This window comes from Coralloluteibacterium thermophilum (genome assembly GCF_042654365.1).
Taxonomy (GTDB): Bacteria; Pseudomonadota; Gammaproteobacteria; order Xanthomonadales; family Xanthomonadaceae; genus Coralloluteibacterium; species Coralloluteibacterium thermophilum.
The window spans coordinates 128,091-150,795 of sequence record NZ_JBHSGG010000014.1 but is presented as its reverse complement, the minus strand read 5'-3'; the positions used below and the strand labels follow the sequence as shown (position 1 = coordinate 150,795).

General features: G+C 72.2%; 16 protein-coding genes. 6 read left to right on the top strand and 10 right to left on the bottom strand.

The window, feature by feature from the left end:
• Positions 1 to 852: 852 nt before the first annotated feature.
• Entirely contained in the window at positions 853 to 1,737 is an 885-nt protein-coding gene (gene folD / locus ACFO3Q_RS05515; RefSeq protein WP_377003630.1) for a bifunctional methylenetetrahydrofolate dehydrogenase/methenyltetrahydrofolate cyclohydrolase FolD, read from the bottom strand.
• A 417-nt stretch (positions 1,738 to 2,154) separates the two neighbouring features.
• Here folD and kynU point away from each other — a divergent pair, with 417 nt between their 5' ends.
• The 3 genes from kynU to sbcB all read left to right on the top strand — a co-directional run bounded on the left by kynU (position 2,155) and on the right by sbcB (position 6,922).
• On the top strand, positions 2,155 to 3,429 hold the full coding sequence (gene kynU / locus ACFO3Q_RS05510) for a kynureninase (RefSeq protein ID WP_377003629.1): 1,275 nt from the start codon (positions 2,155 to 2,157) through the stop codon (positions 3,427 to 3,429).
• A 13-nt stretch (positions 3,430 to 3,442) separates the two neighbouring features.
• Positions 3,443 to 4,819, top strand: coding sequence for an FAD-dependent oxidoreductase (locus ACFO3Q_RS05505; protein ID WP_377003628.1), 1,377 nt, complete (start codon positions 3,443 to 3,445; stop codon positions 4,817 to 4,819).
• A 660-nt stretch (positions 4,820 to 5,479) separates the two neighbouring features.
• Complete coding sequence (gene sbcB / locus ACFO3Q_RS05500) at positions 5,480 to 6,922, top strand: exodeoxyribonuclease I (protein WP_377003627.1); 1,443 nt, start codon at positions 5,480 to 5,482, stop codon at positions 6,920 to 6,922.
• Between the two features lie 79 nt (positions 6,923 to 7,001).
• On the opposite strand, the gene ACFO3Q_RS05495 is transcribed toward sbcB, so the two are convergent.
• Positions 7,002 to 7,748: an ankyrin repeat domain-containing protein gene (locus ACFO3Q_RS05495; RefSeq protein WP_377003626.1), complete on the bottom strand. Its 747-nt coding sequence runs from the start codon at positions 7,746 to 7,748 to the stop codon at positions 7,002 to 7,004.
• Between the two features lie 138 nt (positions 7,749 to 7,886).
• The gene (locus ACFO3Q_RS05490) at positions 7,887 to 8,831 is read right to left on the bottom strand and encodes a Tle-like phospholipase domain-containing protein (protein WP_377003625.1); all 945 of its coding nucleotides are present in this window, start codon (positions 8,829 to 8,831) and stop codon (positions 7,887 to 7,889) included.
• 114 nt (positions 8,832 to 8,945) lie between these two features.
• On the opposite strand from ACFO3Q_RS05490, the gene ACFO3Q_RS05485 reads away from it, so the two are divergent.
• On the top strand, positions 8,946 to 9,629 hold the full coding sequence (locus ACFO3Q_RS05485; protein ID WP_377003624.1) for a DUF2461 domain-containing protein: 684 nt from the start codon (positions 8,946 to 8,948) through the stop codon (positions 9,627 to 9,629).
• Between the two features lie 123 nt (positions 9,630 to 9,752).
• Here ACFO3Q_RS05485 and ACFO3Q_RS05480 read toward each other — a convergent pair whose 3' ends face one another.
• Positions 9,753 to 10,154: a Cif family virulence factor gene (locus tag ACFO3Q_RS05480; RefSeq protein WP_377003623.1), complete on the bottom strand. Its 402-nt coding sequence runs from the start codon at positions 10,152 to 10,154 to the stop codon at positions 9,753 to 9,755.
• Positions 10,155 to 10,272: 118 nt separating this feature from the next.
• Between ACFO3Q_RS05480 and ACFO3Q_RS05475 the strand changes: the two genes are divergently transcribed.
• Both ACFO3Q_RS05475 and ACFO3Q_RS05470 read left to right on the top strand, forming a co-directional pair.
• The gene (locus ACFO3Q_RS05475) at positions 10,273 to 11,967 is read left to right on the top strand and encodes an AMP-binding protein (RefSeq protein WP_377003622.1); all 1,695 of its coding nucleotides are present in this window, start codon (positions 10,273 to 10,275) and stop codon (positions 11,965 to 11,967) included.
• Between the two features lie 233 nt (positions 11,968 to 12,200).
• On the top strand, positions 12,201 to 13,121 hold the full coding sequence (locus ACFO3Q_RS05470; protein ID WP_377003621.1) for a crotonase/enoyl-CoA hydratase family protein: 921 nt from the start codon (positions 12,201 to 12,203) through the stop codon (positions 13,119 to 13,121).
• 172 nt (positions 13,122 to 13,293) lie between these two features.
• On the opposite strand, the gene ACFO3Q_RS05465 is transcribed toward ACFO3Q_RS05470, so the two are convergent.
• The 6 genes from ACFO3Q_RS05465 to recJ all read right to left on the bottom strand — a co-directional run bounded on the left by ACFO3Q_RS05465 (position 13,294) and on the right by recJ (position 22,700).
• Positions 13,294 to 15,444, bottom strand: coding sequence for an ATP-binding protein (locus ACFO3Q_RS05465; protein ID WP_377003620.1), 2,151 nt, complete (start codon positions 15,442 to 15,444; stop codon positions 13,294 to 13,296).
• A gap of 18 nt (positions 15,445 to 15,462) precedes the next feature.
• Positions 15,463 to 16,536: an HD domain-containing phosphohydrolase gene (locus tag ACFO3Q_RS05460; RefSeq protein WP_377003619.1), complete on the bottom strand. Its 1,074-nt coding sequence runs from the start codon at positions 16,534 to 16,536 to the stop codon at positions 15,463 to 15,465.
• Positions 16,537 to 16,680: 144 nt separating this feature from the next.
• Positions 16,681 to 18,198 carry a lysine--tRNA ligase gene (gene lysS, locus ACFO3Q_RS05455; protein WP_377003618.1) on the bottom strand — a complete coding sequence of 506 codons (1,518 nt, stop codon included), beginning with the start codon at positions 18,196 to 18,198 and terminating at the stop codon, positions 16,681 to 16,683.
• An 89-nt stretch (positions 18,199 to 18,287) separates the two neighbouring features.
• Positions 18,288 to 19,413 (bottom strand): peptide chain release factor 2 gene (gene prfB, locus ACFO3Q_RS05450; RefSeq protein WP_377003617.1). Its coding sequence is split into 2 segments (ribosomal slippage): positions 18,288 to 19,337 and positions 19,339 to 19,413, totalling 1,125 coding nucleotides; the frame shifts between segments, so codons are not numbered across the junction.
• Positions 19,414 to 19,509: 96 nt separating this feature from the next.
• The gene (locus ACFO3Q_RS05445; protein ID WP_377003616.1) at positions 19,510 to 20,844 is read right to left on the bottom strand and encodes a hypothetical protein; all 1,335 of its coding nucleotides are present in this window, start codon (positions 20,842 to 20,844) and stop codon (positions 19,510 to 19,512) included.
• A 137-nt stretch (positions 20,845 to 20,981) separates the two neighbouring features.
• Positions 20,982 to 22,700, bottom strand: coding sequence for a single-stranded-DNA-specific exonuclease RecJ (recJ, locus tag ACFO3Q_RS05440; protein WP_377003615.1), 1,719 nt, complete (start codon positions 22,698 to 22,700; stop codon positions 20,982 to 20,984).
• Between the last annotated feature and the right edge of the window lie 5 nt (positions 22,701 to 22,705).

Here is a 22,705-nt window from a genome sequence, read left to right as displayed (position 1 = left end):
AGGTCAGGCCCCCTTCCCCCGCCTACGGGGGAAGGTCGGGATGGGGGTGAAGCTGCGCAGCGGCCGCTTCGGTAGCGCCCGGAACAGCGGCAGCAAAAGCGCCCCCACCCCAACCCTCCCCCGCTGCGCGGGGGAGGGGGCAGGCATGCCCCGCGCAGACGAGGGCGCTGTCCTCAGCGAACCGACATGCCGACGGGCACTGCCCTCCCCCCTGCGGAGAAGGTTGGGATGAGGGTCAGGCCCCTTCCCCCGCCTGTGGGGGAAGGTCGGGATGGGGGTGAAGCCGCGCAGCGGCCGCTTCGGCGGCGTCAGGAACAACGACAGCAAAAGCACCCCCGCCCCAACCCTCCCCCGCTGCGCGGGGGAGGGAGCCGGCCATGCCCGCGCGGACGGGGGCGCTGTCCGCATCGAACCGCCACGCCGACGCACACAGCCCCTTCCCCGCCTGAGGAGAAGGTTGGGATGGGGTCAGGCCCCTTCCCCCGCCTGCGGGGGAAGGCGGGATGGGGGTGAAGCCGCGCAGCGGCCGCTTCGGTGGCGCCCGGCAGCGACAGCAAAAGCGCCCCCTCCCCAGCCCTCCCCCGCTGCGCGGGGGAGGGAGCAGCCATGCCCCGCGCAGACGAGGGCGCTGTCCTCAGCGACTGCCACGCCGACGCGCACCCCCCCTTCCCCGCCTGAGGAGAAGGTTGGGATGAGGTCAGGCCCCCTTCCCCCGCCTGCGGGGGAAGGCTGGGATGGGGGTGAAGCCGCGCAGCGGCCGCTTCGGTAGCGCCCGGAACAGCGGCAGCAAAAGCGCCGCCACCCCAGTCCTCCCCCGCTGCGCGGGGGAGGGGGCGACCATGCCCGCCAGGCTCAGTCCAGCCCCTGCTCCGCCGCCTCCGCGGCCTCGATGGTGTTCTGCATCAGGGTCGCGACGGTCATCGGGCCCACGCCGCCGGGGACGGGCGTGATCCAGCTGGCGCGGCGCGATGCCGCGTCGAAGCCGACGTCGCCCACCAGGCGTCCGTCGTCGAGGCGGTTGATGCCGACGTCGATCACCACGGCGCCCTCCTTCACCCACTCGCCGGGGATGAGCCCCGGCTTGCCCACCGCCACGACCAGGATGTCGGCCTCGCCGACGTGACGGCGCAGCTCGTCGGCCGGGGTGAACTTGTGGCAGCAGGTCACGGTGCAGCCGGCGATGAGCAGTTCCAGCGCCATCGGCCGGCCGACGTGGTTGCTGACGCCGACGATGGTGGCGCTGCGCCCCCGCACGGGGCGGTCGGTATACGCCAGCAGGGTGGTGATGCCCCGCGGCGTGCAGGGCCGCAGGCCGAACTGGCGCAGCGCGAGGTGGCCGACGTTCTGCGGGTGGAAGCCGTCCACGTCCTTGCGCGGATCGATGCGGGCGATCAGGCGCGTGGCGTCCGGAATGCCCGGCAGCGGCAACTGCACGAGGATGCCGTGAACGGCCGGGTCGGCATTGAGGGTGTCGATGAGGTCCAGCAGCTCGCCCTCGGTGGTGCCCTCGGGGAGGTCGTAGTCGATGGCGTTGATGCCGACCTTCTCGCAGGCGCGGCGCTTGTTGCGCACGTAGACGGCCGAGGCCGGGTCCCCGCCCACCAGCACCACCGCCAGGCCGGGCCGCGCCCTGCCCGCCGCGACCCGCGCGTCCACCCGCGCCTTGAGCCCGTCGAGCAGATCCTCCGCGATGCGGCGGCCATCGAGGATGCGGGCGGGATGCGGGGCGTCGGACATGGTGGCGGGGGCGGCGGAGGAAGCGCGGGATTATCGCGCATCGGCGGAGCGCGAGCGCGGCTGCCGGGAGAACGGAGCGCGGACGTCCAGGTGCCTCACTCGGTGCAAGCGCTCCCTCCCCGCCCTTCCCCCGCTTCGCAGGGGTGGGTGCGGGTGATGCACGTCGGGAAGAATCCGAGGAACCGGACGCCCTCAAGCCAGAGGCAACGGCCATTCCCGCTGAGGGGGAGCGGGATGGCGGCGCGCGCATTCATTGCACCCGGTCCGGGCGAAGGAGCAGCCACTCCGCGGAGGCGGGAGCGGACGACGTCGCCCAGCCCTGCTGCACCGCACCGCACGCCGCTTCATCGGGCGCGGCTACACTGTCCGGCCGCCCGGTCACGGGCGGCGTCCATCGCCACCAGCCTTCCCCGCACGATGACCGAACTCCACACCGAAGCCCACGCGCGCGCGCTCGATGCGGCGGACCCGCTGGCGCGCTTCCGCGACGCCTTCCACATGCCGGTGCACGCCGGCGGCGAGGCCACCTACTTCTGCGGCAACTCGCTCGGCCTGCAGCCCAGGGCCACGCGCGCCGCGGTGAACGCCGAGCTGGACTACTGGGGCGAGCTGGCGGTCGAAGGGCACTTCAAGGGACGGCTGCCGTGGATGGACTACCACCACGCGGTGCGCGACGCGCTGGCGACCCTCGTCGGCGCGCACCCCGACGAGGTGATCGCGATGAACACGCTCACCGTCAACCTGCACCTGATGATGGTGAGCTTCTACCGGCCGACCGCGGCGCGCCCGGCGATCCTGATGGAGGCCGGCGCCTTCCCGTCCGACCGGCACGCGGTGGAGTCGCAGATCCGCTTCCACGGCTTCGACCCGCGGACCGACCTGATCGAGGTGGAGCCCGACCTGCCCGGCGGCCTGTTCTCGGACGAAGCCATCGCGGCCGCCATCGCCGAGCACGGGCCGCGCCTCGCCCTGGTGCTGTGGCCCGGCATCCAGTACCGCACGGGCCAGGCCTTCGACCTCGCCGAGGTGGCGCGGCTCGGCCGCGCGCAGGGCGCCGCCGTGGGCTTCGACCTCGCCCATGCCGTCGGCAACCTGCCCCTGGCCCTGCACGACAGCGGCGCCGACTTCGCCGTGTGGTGCCACTACAAGTACCTCAACAGCGGCCCGGGCGCCCTGGGCGGCGCCTTCGTGCACGAGCGCCATGCGCGTGCCGTGCTGCCGCGCTTCGCCGGCTGGTGGGGCCACGAGAAGGCCACGCGCTTCGAGATGCGCCCGGACTTCGTGCCGACGCCGGGCGCCGACGGCTGGCAGCTCAGCAACCCGCCGATCCTCGCGCTGGCGCCGCTGCGCGCCTCGCTCGACCTCTTCGCCGAGGCGGGCCTTCCCGCACTGCGCGAAAAGTCGCTGAAACTGACCGGCTACCTCGAAGCGCTGATCGACGCGCGGATCGGCGACGTGCTGGAGATCGTGACCCCGCGCGACACGGCGCGCCGCGGCGCCCAGCTCTCGCTGCGCGTGCGCGAGGGCCGCGCGGCCGGGCGCGCGCTGTTCGACCATCTCGTCGAGCGCGGCTTCATCGGCGACTGGCGCGAGCCGGACGTCATCCGCATCTCGCCCGCCCCGCTCTACAACCGCTTCCTCGACGTACAGCGGCTGGTCGCGGCCATCGAAACATGGCGCGACGCGCGCTGACGGACCGTCCCTCTTGAATCCTTCCCCTGACCGGCCCCTGACCCTCGTCGGCGGCGGCCTCGCCGGCGCGCTGATGGCCACCCTCCTCGCGCGCCGGGGCCGGCGCGTCGAGGTCTACGAACGCCGTCCCGACCCGCGCGTGCACGGCACCGAGACCGGGCGCTCGATCAATCTGGCGCTCGCCGAGCGCGGTCTGCACGCGCTCGGCCAGGCCGGCCTGCGCGAGCGGGTGATGGAGCGCGCGGTGATGATGCGCGGGCGCATGGTGCACGCCGAGGGCCAGCCGCCCGCGCTGCACCGCTACGGTCGCGACGACAGCGAGGTGATCTGGTCGGTCAGCCGCGCCACGCTCAACATGCTGCTGCTGGACGCCGCCGAGCGGGCCGGCGCGCGCATCCACTTCGACCGCCGCCTGGTCGAGGCGGACTTCGCGCGGCGCCACGCGGTGTTCGAGGGCATCAACGACCGCGCGCGCATCGGGCTCGACTTCGACACCCTGATCGGCGCCGACGGCGCCGGCTCCGCCCTGCGCCGGGCGATGGACGCGGTGGCGCCGCTGGGCCAGCGCGCCGAGCTGCTCGACCACGGCTACAAGGAACTCGAGATCCCGCCGACCGAGGACGGGGGCTTCCGCATCGAGCCGCACGCGCTGCACATCTGGCCGCGCGGCGGCTACATGTGCATCGCGCTGCCGAACGCGGAGGGCAGCTTCACCGTCACCCTGTTCCTGCCCAACCGGGGCGACCCCAGCTTCGCGAGCGTGGTCACCGGCGGCGAGGCGCGCGCGCTGTTCGCCCGCGACTTCCCCGACGCGCTGCCGCTGATGCCGGACCTCGCCGAGCATTTCGCGCTGCATCCGGTGGGCACCCTCGGCACGCTCTACCTCGACCGCTGGCACCTGGACGGCCGCGCAGTGCTGCTGGGCGATGCCGCGCACGCCATGGTGCCCTTCCACGGCCAGGGCATGAACTGCGCCTTCGAGGACTGCGTCGCCTTGGACCGTCTGCTCGCCGAGCACGGCGACCACGAGACCGCCTTCGCCGCCTTCGCCGCGGAGCGCGCACCGAACGCCGCCGCGATCCAGGCGATGGCGCTGGAGAACTACGTCGAGATGCGCGACCGCGTCGACGACGCCGACTATCTGCTGCAGCGCGAACTCGCCGCGGCTCTCGCCGCGCGCCAGCCCGCGCGCTTCGTGCCGCGCTACACCATGGTCACCTTCATGCGCGTGCCCTACGCCGTGGCCTACGCCCGTGGGCAGGTGCAGGCGGCTCTCCTCGCCGAGGCCACGGCAGGCAAGGCCACCCTGGCCGAGGTGGACATCGACGCCGCGGAGCGCGCGGTGCTCGAACGGCTCGCGCCGCTGGACGAGGTCGCCGAACCCGCCTGAGCCCTGGCGGGCTCAGGAGTGAGCGAAGAGGAGTGAAAAACGAGGATGGGGCAGTCGGGCTTCCCTCGCTTCCACTCCTCATGTCCCGCTCCTCGCCGAAAAGCGCCCCCACCCCAGCCCTCCCCCGCAAGCGGGGGAGGGAGCATGTTGCGCATCGGCGGGCGGCGGTACATTCCATCGAGAACCGTGCACCGCACGGGACCTCCACGCCCGCGCGACCCACCCCTTCCCCGCCTGCGGGGGGAAGGCCGGGATGGGGGTGAAGCGCGCGCAGCGCACTACCCGAAGGGTAAGTGAGAGGAGGGAGAGCGCGACTGCGCTCCCACTCACTTCCCACTCCTCATGTCCCGCTCCTCGCCGAAAAACGCCCCACCCCAGCCCTCCCCCGCAAGCGGGGAAGGAAGCATGTTGCGCATAGGCGGGCGGCGGTCCATTCCATCGAGAACCGAGCACCGCACGGGGACCTCCACGCCCGCGCGACCCGCCCTTCCCCCGCCTGCGGGGGAAGGCCGCGATGGGGGTGAAGCGCGCGCAGCGCGCTGCTTGAGGAGTGTGGAGCGCGGTGAGCGACAAGAATGGCGACGCCATCCGGCTCCCGCTCTTCGTATCCCGCTCCTCGGGCTGGCGAAGACCGCCCGCGTTGTGAAATGGTGGCGGGTCATGACCGCTCCCACCTTCTTCTGGTACGACCTCGAGACCTTCGGCCGCAATCCGCGGCAGACGCGCATCGCGCAGTGCGCCGGCATCCGCACGGACGCGGACCTCAACATCGTCGGCGAGCCGCTGTCGCTGTTCTGCCGGCCGGCGGACGACCTGCTGCCCTCGCCTGGCGCTGCGCTGGTGACCCGCATCACGCCGCAGCAGGCGTGGCGCGACGGGCTGATCGAGGCGGAGTTCGTCGCGCGCGTGCACGAGGAGCTGGCGATGCCCGGCACCTGCGCGGTGGGCTACAACTCGCTGCGCTTCGACGACGAGTTCATCCGCCACGCGCTGTACCGCAACTTCTACGATCCCTACGAGCGCGAGTGGCGCGGCGGCAACTCGCGCTGGGACCTGCTCGACTTCATGCGCCTCGCCCAGGCCCTGCGCCCCGACGGCGTCGAGTGGCCGAAGCGCGAGGACGGCACCCCGAGCTTCAAGCTGGAAGACCTCGCCCGGGCCAATGGCGTGACCCAGACGCGCGCGCACGAGGCGCTGTCCGACGTGGAGGCGCTGATCGGCCTCGCGCGACGCCTGCGCGCGGCACAGCCACGACTGTGGGACTACTACCTCGGCCTGCGCGACAAGAAGCGCTGCGCGGCGATGATGGGCGTGGTCGAGGGCGAGCCGGTGCTGCACGTGTCCGGCCGCTATCCCGCCTCGCGCCACTGCGCGGCGCTGGTGCTGCCGATCGCGCAGCACCCCTCCATCGGCAACCGCGTGATCGTCGTCGACCTCGACCAGGAGCCGGATGCCCTGCTCGCGCTGGACGCCGAGGCCATCGCCGACCGCCTCTACACCCCGCGCGCCGACCTGCCCGAGGGCGAGGCGCGCATCGGGCTCAAGGAGGTGCATCTGAACCGCTGCCCGGCGCTGGTGCCGATCCGCCACCTGCGGGCGCCGGACTTCCAGCGGCTGGGCATCGACCCGGACACCGCGCGCGCGCGCGCGGCGCGGCTGCGGGCCGATCCCGACCTGCCGGAGAAGCTGCGCCGGGTCTTCGCGCGCCCGCCGCGGAGCGGCGGTGGCGATGCGGACGGCGCGCTGTACGACGGGTTCATTCCCGACGCGGACCGCGCGAGCTTCCCGCGGGTGCGCGCCGCACCGCCCGAGGCACTGACGCCCGACGCCTTCCCGTTCCGCGACGCGCGCTTCGTGGAACTCCTGTTCCGCTACCGTGCCCGCAACTGGCCCGAGTCGCTGGACGCCGCCGACCGCGCCCGCTGGGACGCCTTCCGCGCCGGACGGCTGGCGCCGGGCAACGAATGCTCGGAGTACGACTTCGAGTCCTACTTCGCCGAGATCGCCGCGATCCGCGCGCAGCATCCGGACGGCGAGGTGCAGGTGCTCATGGACGCCTACGCCGACTGGGGGCAGCAGCTGCGCGCGTCGCTGCCGGCGTGAGCGCCCGGCGAGCGCTCCGGCCCCTCTCCTGCGGACAAGGGCGCAGGAACGCCTTCAGCCGCGACCGCCCGCGCCGCGATCAATGCACCTGGCGCGCCGCCGGCGCGCCGTCCTGCTGGCGAAGCCAGAGATCCAGCGCCTCGCGCTCGGCGCGGGCCTGCGCGCTGCGCACGCCCGCGGGGGTCATGTCGAGGTAGCGGAGGAAGTCGGCGCCCTGCCCGTTCCGGGCGTGCCGGTCGGCACCCGCCTGCAGCAGGCGCAGGGCGCGGCCCGGTTCGTTGAGCTTGGCGGCGACGTGCAGCGGCGTGTTGCCGAGGCGATCCGCGGCATCGGGATCGGCGCCTGCATCGAGCAGCATCTCGAACTGGGCCTCCCGCTCGCCCATCAGCGCCGCGGCCAGCGGAGTGGCACGCGTCTCGGCATGCGGCGTGTCCGGATCGGCGCCGCGCGCCAGCAGGATGCGCAGGTACTGCGGGTCGTCGGCCATGGCCGCCAGGTGCACCACGGTGGCACCGTCCAGGCCGGGCTGCGCCGGGTCGGCCCCCAGCTCAAGCAGGGTCTCGAGGCTGGCAGGGCGCCGGTTGAGCACGGCCCATTCGAGCAGGGTGACCCCGCGGTCGCCGCGCGCGCGCAGGTCGGTGCGCGGCGCGAGCACGCGGATGCGGCCTTCGTCGCCATCGGCGATGGCCCGCGCCATCTCGGCCACGGGCCCGCTGCCGAACGCGGCCTCGACCTTGTCCATCGCATTGCCCTCTCCGCCGCAGGCGGTCGCCATCGTCAGGAGCCCGAGGATAAGCCAGTGCAGGCTGCGGGCCGCGCGGGTCATGCGCATCCTCCTCGATCGGGGCTATCGCCGGTGATGGCGGCACCGTATCACCGTCGCCGGGACGGCGATGCCGCGTTCCGCATCGCCGGGAACCGGAGAGACGGCACTAGCGCCGCCAGGGCTGCGGCCGGGCCGCGCTCACCACGGCGGCGACTGCTCGAACGAGGCGATGACGCTGTGGATCATGTGCAGGTCGATCTCGTGCGCCAGCGCGCGTCCCGGGATGAGCTTCTCCCAGAACGACAGCGGCGCCGGGTCGTCCACGGTGATCCTGTGCCCGATGGCGTCCGGCATCAGCCCGCGGGTGGCGATGTTCTCCTCCTGCAGCTTGGTCAGGAGTTCGCCCTCCACCGAGTAGCGGCGGATCTGGCCGTCCGCCGCCTCGGCGCGCGCCTGGGCCGGGTCCAGCCCCAGCCGCTCCAGCGTGTTGCCGTTGACGCCCGACGCGTTGAAGGTGACCGCGGCGCTGCCGGTGGCCATGGCTGCGGTGGAGGCGAGGCCGCCGCCGAGCGAGGTGCCGGTGATCACGAGGTCGTCGCCGAAGGCCGCCTTGGCGTCCACGGCGAGGGCCACCGCCTGGTTGTACTGCACGTCGTCGACGCCCAGGCCCTGGCGGAAGTTGGTGATCCAGTCGCGCACGTCGTTGGAGCCGCCGAACACCAGCACCGTGTTGCCGCCGTCGTCCTGGTAGAGCGCCGCGCGGAAGCCGGTGGACGGATCGTCCAGGGAGGCGGGATCGATGCCTGCGGCCAGCAGCTCGGCCTCGCCCAGGCGGGTCCAGCCGTCGATGCCGGTGCTCGCGGTGTCGTGGACGTCGGCGCAGATGCGCGCGAGGTCCATGTCGATGGGCCGCGGCTCCTGCCCGCGCACCTGGGCGTCGAAGGACGCCGGGACGTTCGCCGCCGGCACCGCGCCGAACGCCCGCTGCAGCAGGCCCTGCAGCTGCGGGTTGTAGTCGGGCTCGGGGACGTGCCGGCCGCCGGAAGCCGGCAGCGGCTGCGCGGCCTGCCGCGCTGCGCCCGCGTCGGCGAGCGGCGGGAGGCGGTTCGCGAGGGCACTGACGAGGCTGGGCTGCACGTTCATCGGGGCGGCTCTGCGGCGGGGTAGCCCGAGCCTGCCCACGACCGCGCGCCGACGGAAGCTGGGGCGGACCCCAGGGCCTGCGGGGCGCTGCCGGCGGCGGGGGATAATGGCGGGATGACGACCTACTTCACCGAGAAGACCTTCCGCTTCCTCCGCGGCCTGGCGCGCAACAACGAGCGCGCCTGGTTCCAGGCGCACAGGGACGACTACGAGCGCCACCTGCGCGAGCCCATGCTGCAGCTGATCGCCGACCTCGCGCCCGACCTGGCGGAGATCAGCCCGCACTTCCGCGCAGAGCCGCGCAAGGTCGGCGGGTCGCTGTTCCGCATCCAGCGCGACACCCGCTTCGCCAACGACAAGCAGCCCTACAAGACCTGGGCGGCCGCGCGCCTCTTCCATGCGCGGGCGCGGGACGTGCACGCACCCACCTTCTACTTCCACATCGACACGAACGGCGGCTACGCCGGCGGCGGCCTGTGGCGCCCGGAGCCGGCGACGCTGCGCCGGGTCCGCGAGTTCATGGTCGACAACCCCGACGCCTGGACCCGCGCCACCCGCAGCGCGGCCTTCCGGCGCGACCTCGAACTCGGCGGCGACAGCCTGGTGCGGCCGCCGCGCGGCTTCCCGGCGGACCATCCGCTGATCGACGACCTGCGCCGCAAGGACTTCGTCGCCTCGCGCGGCTTCGGTCCCGACGCGGTGCTCGGACCGACGCTCAAGGCCGAGATCCTGCGCGGCGTCCGCGGCACGGCGCCGCTGGTGGACTACCTCTGCGCGGCGCTGGACCTGGAGTTCTGACTCTCGCCAGCCTGCGCAGGCCGGGCGAGGCACTCACCTGTGGGAGCGGCTTCAGCCGCGACCGAGGGTGGCTGCGAGCAGGGGCGGTCGCGGCTGAAGCCGCTCCTGCGCGCCGGGCGGGCTCTAGAGCCGCGCCTCCCAGTCGGCCGAGATCAGCATCCAGTCGCCGTCCTCGAAGCGCCAGCCGGTGGTGACGGCGTAGAGCCGGGCCGTGTCCGGAAGCAGGCGCCCGCTGCCGCCGGTCACCGCGGCCTCGAAGCGCGCGGTCGCGCGCGTGCCCTGCACCTCCACCCGCACCGGGCCGACGGTGGTGCCGATGTCGCCGTGGCGGAGGAAGTGCAGCCGCGCGAGCCGGCCGAGACCGCGGCGGTCCATGCCGTCCCTGCCCGCGAAGTCCTCCGCCACCGGCGCCAGCAGCGCGCCCGCGTCGCGCGCCTCGATGGCGGCGCGCATCGCCTCCAGCCGTGCCCGCAGCGCCGCCTCGGTGGGATCGCCGGCGCATCCGGCGAGGGTCGCGAGAAGCACCAGAAGAAGCGTCGGGATCGCCTTGCGACCCCCTGGGGGCTGTGCTCCAATCGGACGGATCACAACGCGCGGCCGTCGCGACGACCGGGCTGCCGAGAAGAAACAGGAGGGAAAGAACATGACTTCGGAGCGCCCGTGGCTGCGCAACTACCCGGCAGGTGTGCCGGCGGAGATCGACCCTGACGAGTATCCGTCGATCGTAGCGGTGCTGTCCGCATCCTGCGAGACCTTCCGCGACAGGCCGGCGTTCTCGAATTTCGGCAAGGTCCTGACCTACGGCGACATCGACCGCCTCAGCACCCACTTCGCGAGCTACCTGCTCAACGAGCTCAAGCTCAAGAAGGGCGACCGCGTCGCCCTGATGCTGCCCAACGTGCTGCAGTACCCGGTGGCGATCTTCGGCGTGCTGCGCGCCGGGCTCACCGTGGTCAACACCAACCCGATGTACACCGCACGCGAGCTCAAGCACCAGCTCGTGGATTCCGGCGCCACCGCGATCGTGGTGCTGGACAACTTCGCGCACGTGGTCGAGCAGGTCATCGGCGAGACCCAGGTGAGGCAGGTCGTCACCACGGGCGTGGGCGACATGCTCGGCCTGCCGAAGGGCCCGCTCATCAACTTCGTGCTGAAGTACGTGCGCAAGCAGGTCCCGGACTACACCCTGCACGGCGCCATCCGCTTCCGCGAGGCGCTGCGCATCGGCGCGCAGCGGCCGCTGCCCGAGGTCCGCATCGACAACGGCGACGTGGCCTTCCTGCAGTACACCGGCGGCACCACCGGCGTCGCCAAGGGCGCCATGCTCACCCACCGCAACATGGTGGCCAACATGCAGCAGGCCTCGGCGTGGCTCGGCAACAACGCCAGGCCGGGCGAGACGGTCATCGTCACGGCGCTGCCGCTGTACCACATCTTCGCGCTGACGGCGAACTGCCTGGTCTTCATGAAGTTCGGCGGGCTGAACCTCCTCATCACCAATCCGCGCGACATGAAGGGCTTCGTCAAGGAGCTCAAGGGCGCCCGCTTCACCGCGATCACCGGCGTCAACACGCTCTTCAACGGCCTGCTCAACACGCCGGGCTTCGACGAGGTGGACTTCTCCCACCTGCAGATGACCCTGGGCGGCGGCATGGCCGTGCAGCGCGCGGTGGCCGAGCGCTGGAAGAAGGTCACCGGCTGCACGCTGGTCGAGGCCTACGGCCTCACCGAGACCTCCCCCGCGGCCTGCATCAACCCGATGGACATCGCCGAGTACAGCGGCTCGATCGGCCTGCCGATCTGCTCCACCGACGCCTGCATCAAGAACGAGGAGGGGCAGATCCTTCCCCACGGCGAGATCGGCGAGCTGTGCATCAAGGGCCCGCAGGTCATGGCGGGCTACTGGCGCCGGCCGGAGGAAACGGCGCGGGCGATCGACGCGGACGGCTGGCTGCACACCGGCGACATGGCGCGCATCGATCCCGACGGCTTCGTCTACATCGTCGACCGCAAGAAGGACATGATCCTGGTGTCCGGCTTCAACGTGTACCCGAACGAGGTCGAGGACGTCATCGCGCAGATGCCGGAGGTGCTCGAGGTCGCGGTCATCGGCGTCCCCGACGAACGCTCCGGCGAGAAGGTGATGGCCGTGATCGTGCGCAAGGATGCCTCGCTGACGGCCGAGGACGTGCAGGCCTTCTGTCGCGAGAACCTCACCGGCTACAAGCAGCCGCGCCTGGTGGAGTTCCGCGACGAGCTGCCCAAGAGCAACGTGGGCAAGATCCTGCGCCGCGAGCTCCGCGAGCAGATCGTCCCGAAGGAGACCGAAACGGCCTGACCGCCGCCCCGCTCCGCATCCGAAGGACCCGCCGCACGGCGGGTCTTTTCGTTTGCGGGCGTCGCCGCCACGCCCGCGCACCCCAGACCTTTCGGCCTTGACATCGCGAAGGACACCCCGCGGGCAGCTTTACTTTGCTCGAGGGCCGCGATCTAGTAATCGCGGCGAGCACACCTTCCCACCATCGGCCTGCGCCCGTACCGCTCGCCCAGGCCCGTCCGACAGGGGTCGCCATGAACAACATCGAAGTCCTCCACCGCGAATCCGCCGGCAGCGCGCTGCGCATCCAGACCGACTCGGCAGCCGACACCCACTGGTGCTTCATGCACGCTGCGCAGGCGTTCGCCGACCCGGCCTACCGGCCCTGCTTCTCTCCCCGGCTGCTCAAGGAACTCCGGCTGTTCGCGCAGCGGACCATCGAACAGGTGGGTCGCCGCGCGGACGCGACGCCGGGGCACCTCGGTCACGTCGTCCTCGCCTCCGATGCGCACGTCTTCAACCTCGGCGGCGATCTCGGCCTGTTCGCGGAGGCCATCCGCAGGCGCGACCGCGAACACCTCACCCGCTACGCCCGCGAATGCGTGGACGCGGTGCACCTGCTCGCCAGCCGCATCCACCCCAACCTGCACACCGTCGCGCTCGTGGAAGGCGACGCGCTGGGCGGGGGGCTGGAACTCGCCCTCGCCTGCCAGACCATCGTCGCCGAGACCGGCGTGCAGATGGGCTTCCCCGAGGTGCTGTTCGGCCTGTTCCCCGGCATGGGCGCCTACACCCTGCTCTCGCGCCGGGTCAGCCCGAAGCTCGCCGAGGAGATGATGCTCAACGGCGTCATGTACTCCAGCGACGAACTGCACGCGATGGGCATCGTCGACGTGCTGGTCGGCAAGGGCGAAGGCGTGCGCGCGGTCGAGGACCTGGTCCGCCGCAACCGTCGCATCGCCACCGCGCGCCTCGCGCTGCACCGGGTGCGCGAGACGGTGGCGCCGGTGCGCCACGACGAGCTGATGCGCATCGTCGAGGTGTGGGTGGACACCGCGCTGCAGCTCGGCGACCGCTCGCTCAGGATGATGGACCGACTGATCCGCGCGCAGCTGCGCCGCCCGGACGCCGTGTCGCCCGGCCTGGACGAGCGGGCCGCGCTGGGGACGTTCTGAGCCTTCGGGATCGAAGGCACTCTGGCGTACGCCGCGCCGGTTCTGCCTGGCGTGCAGGACAGGGAAGAGCGAGAGCGCGTACTTCGATACGCAACCGAGCGATGCCGCCTGCGCGTCGGCAGGACCGGCCCCTCCGGGCCACCCGCGACCGACCTCGCCGACGTTCCCGCTCCTAGTTCGGAGCCTCCCCGTCGCCCTCCAGGGCGATGGCCTGCCCGCGCTGCCGCAGGGCGGCAAGGGTGAGTTCGAGCTGCTGCCGGCAGAGCTTGACCCGCGGCTTCCATTCGCGCGGCAACTGCCAGTTGGCCAGGCGCATCGCGTCCGAGGCCGTCGCCGCGAGCTGCATGGCGCCCATGTTGCCCGCCACGCCCTTGAGCGCATGGCAGGCGTCCCTGAACTCGTCCCAGCGCCCGGCCTCCCCGGAGTCCTGGAGCTCGCCGATGCACCTGCGCGCGTCGCGCGCGCACTCGCCGAGGAAGCGCGCGAGGAACTCCTCGCCCAGGCCGAGCTCCGCGAGTTCCTGCAGGATGCTGTCGGACACCAGTCCCGCGTCGGCCGCCGGCGCGGCCATGGGCGCGCCGGACTTGCCGCCGGTGCTGGCGATCTCCGCCAGGTGGTCGAGCAGCCTGCCGACCACCACCGGCTTGGTGAGGAACGCATAGGCGCCGGCGCGTTCGCTTTCCAGCAGGGTCTCCGACGTCGCGTCGGCGGTGAGCACGATGAAGGGCGTGCGCTTGCGCCCGGCCTCGATGAAGCGCGCCTGCTTGATGATCTCGATGCCGGACAGGCCCGGCATGTGCAGGTCGACGATGACCACGTCGAAGCGGGTGGTCTCGATCGCGTCGAGCACCTCGTCGCCGTTGTCCACGGTCCGCGGCTGGTGCCCCGCCTTCTCGAGCAGGCGACGCATGACCATGAGGTTGGCCGGCTGGTCGTCCGCCACCAGCACCTTGAGCGGCCTGACCCGCGCCCGATGCCTGACGAAGGGATCGTCGAAGGCGATGACGTTGCCGGCGTCGCCACCCGCCGGCACGGCCTCGGACTGCGGATTGGCGAACGGCAGCTCCACCTGGAACAGCGAACCCGCGCCCTCCTTGCTCTGCACCGAGATGCTGCCGCCCAGCAGCTCGGTCAGCGCCTTGGCGATGGTCGTGCCCAGCCCGGTGCCGCCGAAGCGGCGCGCGTGGCCGCTGTCGAGCTGCTCGAAGGCGCGGAAGATGCGCGACAGCGCCGCCGGCGGAATGCCGATGCCGGTGTCGCGCACGGAGAACCGCAGGCGCGCACCGGCGTCGTTGCGCTCGATCGCCTCGACGTCCAGCGAGACCCGCCCCTCCTCCGTGAACTTGATCGCGTTGGAAAGCAGGTTGACCAGGATCTGGCGCAGGTGTCCCGCGTCGCCGTGCACCCGCTCGGGCACGCCGGGCGCGATCCTGGTCTCGAACGCCAGCCCCTTGTCCTGGGCCTGCGACAGCAGCATGACGTGGATGCCGCGCACCAGTTCCTGGAGGTCGAAGTCCGCGTCGCTGCGCTTGAGCTTGCCGGCCTCGATCGTGGCGATGTCGAGCACGTCCTCGACCAGCAGCTGCAGCGCCCGCGCGGAGGTCTGGATGACCTCCGCGCTGTCGCGCTGCTCCTGGGTCAGCGGCGTGGTGATGAGCAGCTCCGACATGCCCACGATGCCGTTGAGCGGCGTGCGGAACTCGTGGCTCATGTTGGCCAGGAAGCGGCTCTTGGCTTCGTTGGCGCGCTTGGCGTCCTCGGTCGCCCGCATCAGCGCCTTGAGCAGCGAGCTCAGGTACAGCGGCACCGCCGCGAGGCCGCCGAGCAGGCCCCAGCCGAGCCAGGGGTTGGCCTGCCAGTACGGCGTGATCAGCAGCACCGTGGTGAAGGTGGCGCAGGCGATGGCCACGGCTGCGTACAGGAAGCGCGTGCCGAAGCGCAGGCCGTTGCCGACCGTCACCCACAGGATCACGACGTACAGCGGCGCCAGCATGTCGCCGATCAGCACCATGCCCACGCCCATCAGGCTGTAGTCGGAGATCATCCCGACCACCCGCCGCACGTACGACACGCCCGGGTGCAACGCGATCGACACGAGGATCGAGACCGCCACCACGAAGGCGACGCTCAGGAAGCCCAGCGAGATGCGCAGCGGCTCCGCCACCTCGGGCGTGCCCGCCACCACCACCAGCAGGTAGGTCAGGACCAGGCCGAGGATGACCAGGCGCACGAGCGCCTGCTCGTGCTCACTGTCCGGGCGCCCCCTGAAGCGCGCCACGAGCGTGCGCAGGGACGTGATGGGAATCGGCGCTCGGGACGACATCCATGCTCCGCCTGCCGGTCAGCAGGCGCCTCCGGCAGCGGCATCCGCATCTTCCGGCGCACCGGAGAAGTAGCGGTACACCTCCTCGAGCCGCGGACGGCACGCCAGCGCCACGCGGATCACCTCCGGGTCGAACTGGGCGCCGGCCTGCTGCCGCAGGTGGTCGAAGGCGGCGTCGAGGCTCCAGGCCTCGCGGTACGGGCGCGGGCTGGTCAGCGCCTCGAGCACGTCGGCGACGGCGACGATGCGCGCCGGCATGGGGATGTCGGTGCCGCGCAGCCCCGCCGGGTAGCCGCTGCCGTCCCAGCGCTCGCGGTAGTGCAGCGCGATGGTGGCGCCGGCCTGGACGAAGCGGCTGCGGCTGTCGCGCAGGATCTCGTGGCTGACCAGCGGGTGCCGCTTGACGGCCTCGAACTCCTCCGGGTCGAGCGGCCCGGCCTTGAGCATGATGGCGTCCGACACGGCGATCTTGCCGATCGCCACCAGCGGCGCCGCCATCTCGATGGTGCGCACGTCCTCGTCCGGCAGCCCCAGGGCCTCGGCGAGCAGGCCGGCGTAGCGGCTCATGCGCTCGGTCTGCTGCAGGCTGGCGCCGGTCCGGTGCTCGGTCGCGCGGGCCAGGCGCAGCAGGATCTCCCGCTCGCGCTCCTCCAGCTCGTGCATGCTCGACAGCAGCTGGCGCTCCAGCACGCGGGTGCGCGATTTCAGCGATTGCTGCTGCTGGCGGAGTTCGAGCAGGTTGCGACAGCGCGCGCGCAGCTCGCGCGGCTTGATCGGCTTCACCATGAAGTCGATCACCCCGGCATCCAGCGCCGCGTTGCGGACGGGCTCGTCGCCCACCACCGTGATCAGCACGACCGGCACGTCGCGGTGGGTCAGCGGGCGCCGGAAGCGCCGCGCGAACTCCAGCCCGTCGAGCTTGGGCATGCGGTAGTCGAGGAGCAGCAGGTCGGGATGCGCGGTCTGCGACCACAGCAGGGCCTCGACCGGGTCGCCGAAATCGGTGACCTTGATCTCGGACCCGATGTCCTCGATCACGTGCCGCAGCATGGTCCGCTGCGACGGAAGGTCGTCGACGATCAGGACGTTCATGGACTGGACTCCTTAGCGATCCCACCGGCCGGAGGCGCCAGCGATCCCGAGGTTAACGCCGGCGGGCTGGCACAGGAAGGGCCGCCGCTGCCGTGGCGCCCGGTCCGCACGCGGGCGGGCGGCCGGGCCGCCGGGGGCCCCGGCTCAGGCGCCGCCCTCCGGGCGCATGTAGGGGAACAGCAGCACGTCGCGGATGGAAGTGGCGCCGGTCAGCAGCATGACCAGGCGGTCGATGCCGATCCCCAGGCCGCCGGTCGGCGGCAGGCCGACCTCCAGCGCGCGGATGTAGTCGGCGTCGTAGTGCATGGCCTCGTCGTCGCCGCCCTCCTTCTCCGCCACCTGCGCCTGGAAGCGCGCAGCCTGGTCCTCCGGGTCGTTCAGCTCGGAGAAGCCGTTGGCCAGCTCGCGGCCGTTCACGAACAGCTCGAAGCGGTCGGTGAAGCCCGGGTCGCCGTCGCTGGCGCGGGCCAGCGGCGACACCTCGACCGGATGGTCGGTGATGAAGGTCGGCTGGACCAGCGTGTGCTCGACGGTCTTCTCGAAGATCTCCAGCAGCAGCTTGCCCCAGCCGTAGCCCGGCTTGTACGGGATGCCCAGGCGCTCGCAGTGGCGACGCAGCGCGTCGCGGTCGCGGCAGTCGGCAGCGGTGATCTCGGGGTTGTGGTGGCGCACGGCCTCGTCCATGCGCCAGCGCCGGAACGCCGGCGCCAGGTCGATGTCGGCGCCGTCCCAGTGCACCCGGGTCGTGCCCAGCACCTCGCGGGCCACGTCGCGGATCACGTTCTCGGTGAGGTCCATGACCTCGTGGTAGTCCACGTAGGCCTCGTAGAGCTCGAGCATCGTGAACTCGGGGTTGTGCCGGGTCGACACGCCCTCGTTGCGGAAGTTGCGGTTGATCTCGTAGACCCGCTCGAGGCCGCCGACGACCAGGCGCTTGAGATAGAGCTCGGGCGCCACGCGCAGGTACAGCTGGAGGTCGAGCGCGTTGTGGTGGGTCACGAACGGACGCGCCGTGGCCCCGCCGGGGATGTAGTGCATCATCGGCGTCTCGACCTCGAGGAAGCGCCGCGCATCGAGCCAGGCGCGGATCGCGCGGATGATCTTCGAGCGCTTGACGATGACCTCCCGCGCCTCCGGCGTGACGATCAGGTCGACGTAGCGCTGGCGATAGCGCTGCTCCACGTCCGCGAGGCCGTGCCACTTGTCCGGCAGCGGGCGCAGCGACTTGGTCAGCAGGCGCAGGGCGTCGGCACGCACCGACAGCTCGCCGGTGCGGGTGCGGGTCAGCGTGCCGGCGACGCCGACGATGTCGCCGACGTCGAAGTGCTTGAACGCGTCGTAGGCCTCGCCCAGGGCCCCGGCCTGCAGGAACAGCTGGATGCGCCCGGACTCGTCCTGGATCTGGGCGAAGCTCGCCTTGCCCATGATGCGCTTGGCCATGAGCCGGCCCGCCAGCGCCACCCGCCGCCCCTCGGCCTCGATCGCCTCCGCGGTCCAGGCCTCGGCGTCGGCGAAGGCGGCCTGCAGGTCGCCCGCCAGCGCGTCGCGGCGGAAGTCGTTCGGAAAGGCATTGCCCCGGGCGCGCAGCGCCGCGAGTTTGGAGCGGCGCTCGGCAATCAGCTTGTTCTCGTCGAGGGCGGCTTCGGGGACGGGAGTGGACATGGGACGGCGTGGACAGTGAGGAGGGATGGAGGAACGGAAGGAGACGGAGGCGGGCCTGCCGGCCCGGCCTCCGCCGTGCGGCCCGCCGGTCAGGCGTCGATGCGCTTGGCGCCGGCGTCCAGTCCGGCCTTGAGCGCGGCCTCGACGAAGTCGTCGATGTCGCCGTCGAGCACCTTCTGGGTGTCGCTGCGCTCGACGCCCGTGCGCAGGTCCTTGATGCGCGACTGGTCGAGCACGTAGTTGCGGATCTGGCTGCCCCAGCCGATGTCCGACTTCGAGGCTTCCAGCGCGTCCTTCTCCGCGTTGCGCTTCTGCAGCTCCAGCTCGTACAGCTTGGCCTTGAGCATCTTCATCGCGCGGTCGCGGTTGGCGTGCTGCGAGCGTTCGGTCTGGCAGGCCACCACGACCCCGCTCGGCACGTGGGTGATGCGCACCGCCGATTCGGTCTTGTTGACGTGCTGGCCGCCGGCGCCGCTGGAGCGGTACACGTCGGTCTTGAGGTCGGCCGGGTTGATGTCGATCTCGATGTCGTCGTCGACTTCCGGCGACACGAACACCGAGGTGAACGAGGTGTGCCGGCGGTTGTCGGAATCGAACGGGCTCTTGCGCACCAGCCGGTGCACGCCGGTCTCGGTCTTCAGCCAGCCGTAGGCGTAGTCGCCCTCCACGCGGAAGGTGGCGGACTTGATGCCGGCGACCTCGCCCGCGGACGCCTCCATGAGCTCGGCCTTCCAGCCGCGCGACTCCGCCCAGCGCAGGTACATGCGCAGCAGCATCTCCGCCCAGTCCTGGGCCTCGGTGCCGCCGGCGCCGGCCTGGATGTCGACGAATGCCGCGGCCGAATCCATCTGCCCGGAGAACATGCGCTGGAACTCGAGCTGCTCGAGCTCGCGGGCGTAGCGGTCCACGTCCTCGACCACCGCCTGCGCGGTGTCCTCGTCGTTCTCGGCCTCGGCGAGCTCGAGGAGCTCCTCGGCGCCGGTCAGGCCCTCGCTCATGCGGCGGATGCCGCCGACTACGCGCTCCAGCGAGGCGCGTTCGCGGCCCAGGGCCTGGGCGCGCTCCGGCTCGTTCCAGACGTCGGGGTGTTCCAGTTCGCGGTCGACTTCCTCCAACCGCTCGACCTTGAGGTCGTAGTCAAAGATACCCCCTCAGCGCATCCAGCCGACCCTTGAGGTCGACGATGCGCTGGCGGACGGGATTGAGCTCGATCATGGGCCCGGTGTCCTGCGGTGTGCGTGAAAAAAGACCGCGAAGGATACCAGAGCGTCGGGCCGGACGCGGCGACGGAGCGCCGCGTCCGGCGCCGCATCACTCGGCGCGGACCGAGACCGTGTAGGCACCGCTCCGCGAGCCCAGGGCGCGCGCGTACAGGGTGTAGCTGCCGCGCTCCAGGCGCATCGAGATGCGCGAGTTCAGCCCGTCGCCACCGTCGTCGTCGCTGGCGATCTCCTCGCCGTCGCGGTGCAGGCTCAACATGCTGTCGATGGCGTCCGAGGTCATGTCGATCACGTAGTTGCCGGCGCGCCGGATGCTGAAGCTGTACGCATCCCTCGCCCCGGGCATCAGGATCGTCTCGTGCGGCGTGCCGACCCGCAGTTCGCCGCCGCCGATGTCGGCCGGCACCTCGCCGAGCGTCGCCGAGAGCGTGAACATGCCGGCGTCGTTGCTGAAGCTCCTGGCCTTCACGGTGTAGGTGCCCGGCCCGAGCACGGTGCCGATGCGCGCATCCAGCCCGTCGCCGCCGTCGTCGTCGTTGATCGATACGCCCTCGCCGCTCAGCTCCAGATAGGAGTCCACCTCGCTGCTGCGCATGTCGACGGTGAGTGCGGCGCGCTCGGACAGGGTCAGGGTGTACTCGGTGCCGCTCTGGGTCGCGAAGCCCGTGACGGTGCTGCCGTCCAGGGGCAGCACGCCGCCGCCCTGGAGCGAGACGCCTTCGGGCAACGCCCGCTCGGCGATCGTCAGGCTGAACTGGCCGCCGCCCGAGCCGTAGGACTTGGCTTCCAGGGCATAGGTGCCGGGTTCGAGGACCGCCGTGATGCGGGCGTCGAGGCTGCCCTCCCCGCTGTCGTCGTCGCTGAAGCGCCCGGACGGACCGGACAGCTCCAGCACGGAGTCGAACTCGGTCGATGCCATGTCGATGGTGTAGAGCGCCGGTTCCGCGATCTCCAGGACGTAGTGCTTGCTGCCGCCCCCCTGCATCCAGTCGCTGACGTCCATGCCCGGGCGCAGCGGACCGCCGGCATAGGTCGCCTGCTCCGTCGCCCGCAGGACGAAGGGCCCGTAGGCGTCGCCGTCGGCGCCGCTGACGGCGACCAGCACTTCGCCGCCGCGCTCGGAACGGTAGGTCAGGCCACGTCCCTCGGCGCCCGCGACGAAGGTGCCGTCGTCGAGCACGGCGAGGCGGCCGCGCAGGGAGCCGGACAGCTCGAGGCGCACCGCCTGTCCCGCCGCGAGGCGCACGCGGAACACCGCGCTGCGGCTGCCGTCCGAGAGGTTCATACGGTTGGCGGTGGTGATCTCGCCACGCGCGTCGACATCCAGGCGCAGGTCCTGCGGACGCACGTCGGTGAGCGGCGCGGCCTGTGCGCCATGGGCGATCGCCAGTGCCAGCACCAGCGGGGAGAGCATCGGAATTCGCACGTCCTGTCCTTGTTCTTGATCGTGCCGGCCCGCGGCCGGAGGCCGCGGGATGCGGCACCCTGCCATTCTCCGCCGATATCGTCACTCCGTCATCACGAAGATGAAACCCGCGACAGGCGGCCGCAGGGACCGCCCGCTCAGGCCGGCTCGATGTGCCGCAGCAGGAGCTGGATGTCGCGCCGGTCGCGGTAGTCGTCGGTGTCCAGCTGGAAGGCCGCGCGGACGCGCCCGGGCGGCATGGTGCCGTCCCAGCCGAAGCGGAGCCCTGTGACCGTGACCGGCGAACCCGGGAGCCGCAGGCGCAGGCGCAGGTGGCGGCCGCCACCCAGCTCCCGCACGTCGAGCACCTCGAACTCGTTGTCGAAGACCGGCTCCGGGAAGCCCTGCCCCCAGGGTCCGGCCGCCCGCAGCAGCTCCGCGAGTTCGCGGCAGAAGTCCTGCGGGTCCAGCGGCCCGTCGCTCTCCAGTTCGCGCTGCAGGAGCGCGGCGTCGAGGGTCTCCTGCGCGTGGCCGATGAAGGCCTCGGCGAGCGCGGGCAGCGCCGCCTGCGGCAGCGAGAGGCCGGCGGCCATGGCGTGTCCGCCGAAGCGCGGGATCAGCCCGGGGCAGCGCGCGTCCACCGCCGCCAGCGCATCGCGGATGTGGAAGCCGGGAATCGAGCGCGCCGAGCCGCGCAGCGCGTCGCTGCCCGGCTCCACCGGCGCGAAGGCGATCACCGGCCGGTGCAGGCGCTCCTTGAGCTTGGAGGCCACCAGGCCCACGACGCCCGGGTGCCAGCCCGGGTCGTACAGGCACAGCGCCGGCGGCAGTGCGCCCGCATCGAGCGCCACCGCCGCGGCGAGCGCGTCGGCCTCGTCCACCATCTGCTGCTGCAGGGCGCGCCGCTCGCCGTTGATCCCGTCGAGCACCGCCGCGAGCTGGCGGGCGTGGTCGGGGTCCGTGGCGAGCAGGCATTCCACGCCGACGCTCATGTCCTCCAGGCGCCCCGCCGCGTTCAGCCGCGGCGCCAGTGCGAAGGCGATGTCGGTGGCGGAGAGCAGCGCGAGCGGCCGCCCGGCGACCTCCGCCAGGGCGCGCAGCCCCGGGCGGCAGCGCCCCTCGCGCAGGCGACGCAGGCCGGCGGCGACCAGCACGCGGTTGTTGTAGTCGAGGCGCACCAGGTCCGCGACGGTGCCGACCGCGACCAGGTCCAGCAGCTCGGCCAGATCCGGCGGCGGCCCCGCGAAGCGGCCGCGCCCGTGCAGGACGCGGCGCAGCGCCAGCAGCAGGTAGAACACGACGCCGACGCCGGCCACGCACTTGCTCGGGAAGCCGCAGCCGGGCGCGTTCGGATTGACGATGGCGTCGGCCTCCGGCAGCGCGGGGCCCGGCAGGTGGTGGTCGCTGACGACCACCTGCCAGCCGCGCGCGCGGGCCGCCGCCACTCCGGCCAGGCAGGCGATGCCGTTGTCGACGGTGAGCAGCAGGTCGGGCGCCAGCGCGGCGAGGTCCTCGACCAGCGCGGGCGACAGGCCGTAGCCGTGCTCCACGCGATGCGGGATGCGATAGGACACGCGGCGCGCGCCGAGCGCGCGCAGGCCGAGCACGGCGGCCGCGGTGCCGGTGGCGCCGTCGCAGTCGAAGTCCCCGACGACGACGATGTGGCGGTCGTTCTCGATGGCGTCGGCGAGCAGGCCGGTCGCCGCGTCGAGGCCGCCGAGGCTGTCGGGCGCATGCAGGCGCGCCAGCCGCAGTTCCGCGGCGGCCTCGTCGCAGGCACCGCGCGCGGCGTAGATCCGCTGCAGCACCGGGTGGGTGGAGACCCACGGCCCGTGCGGCGGCACCACCCGTCGGCGGATGCGAAGCGCTGCGCTCACCCCGA